This is a genomic window from Pseudomonas sp. NPDC089406 (assembly GCF_044900265.1).
Taxonomy (GTDB): Bacteria; Pseudomonadota; Gammaproteobacteria; order Pseudomonadales; family Pseudomonadaceae; genus Aquipseudomonas; species Aquipseudomonas fakonensis.
This window is the reverse complement of record NZ_JBJDNC010000089.1, coordinates 1-1,186: the sequence shown is the minus strand read 5'-3', so window position 1 is coordinate 1,186 and position 1,186 is coordinate 1. Positions and strand designations below refer to the sequence as shown.

At 56.7% G+C, this 1,186-nt stretch carries 1 protein-coding gene; it reads right to left on the bottom strand.

Going from position 1 to position 1,186, the window contains the following annotated elements:
* Nucleotides 1-116: 116 nt before the first annotated feature.
* Nucleotides 117-1,100 (bottom strand): IS5 family transposase, encoded by a 984-nt coding sequence (locus ACI2KK_RS28950; RefSeq protein WP_404671644.1) that lies wholly within the window; start codon nucleotides 1,098-1,100, stop codon nucleotides 117-119.
* Nucleotides 1,101-1,186: the final 86 nt, after the last annotated feature.

Genomic DNA, 1,186 nt, shown 5'->3' with positions numbered 1-1,186 from the left:
GGAAACTCCGAGCAAGTTACCCACCAGTCGGAAATGGACGGCTTGGAGATGCCGAAAACTCCGATTTTCAGCCGCTGATTATTGGAAAACCAAGGCATAGCCTTGGTTTTCTGCCCTCACGGGCGTACCTCTCCCGCAGCAGGCAATAATTGCCGGCGTACCATCCACAGATTCGACAACGCGAACAGGGTGGTCAATTGCGCCGTATTCTTGGCCAGGCCACGGAAGCGGGTCTTCACATAACCGAACTGACGCTTGATCACCCGAAACGGATGCTCGACCTTCGCACGTATCTGGGCTTTGGCCTTCTCAATCTTGCGCCTGGCCTTGTACAGCGCACTGCGTTTGCTCAAATGCTTGTAGGTGCTACGTCGCGCAGCGATCCGCCAGATCACTGGCCGGCCCTCATGCTCTGGCCGTTTCTCTACGCCGGTGTAACCCGCGTCAGCACAGACAACGTTCTCGCCACCGTGCAACAGATGGGCAACCTCCGTCACGTCAGCCACGTTGGCGGCGGTGCCATGAACATGATGTACCAGGCCCGATTCTGCGTCGGCTCCGATGTGCGCTTTCATACCGAAGAAGTACTGGTTGCCTTTCTTCGTCTGGTGCATTTCAGGATCGCGTTTGCCTTCCTTGTTCTTGGTCGAACTGGGTGCATGGATGATAGTGGCGTCGACGATGGTGCCCTGGCGCAACGACAGGCCCTTGTCTCGCAGGTAGTTGTTGATGGTTTCCAGAATGCCCACCGCCAACTGATGCTTCTCCAGCAGGTGCCGGAAATTCATGATTGTCGTGTCTTCGGGGATCGGAGCGCTGAGCGTCAGACGAGCAAACTGGCGCATCGAAGTAATCTCGTACAGCGCCTCTTCCATGGCGGGATCACTCAACGAGAACCAGTTCTGCAACAGGTGAATGCGCAGCATGGTTTCCAGTGGATACGGCTTGCGGCCACCGCCAGCCTTTGGGTAATACGGCTCGATCAACGCCACCAACCCGCTCCACGGCACCACCTGCTCCATCTCGGCCAGGAAACGCTCGCGACGGGTTTGCTTGCGCTTACCGGCGTACTCGAAATCGGAAAAGCTCATCTGGCTCATGGAATGGCGGGCTTGTAGAGGACAGTTGGAAGGAGGGCTATTTCAGCACAGGTCAGATGACCTGTGCTGACTTGATCGGAGAATCC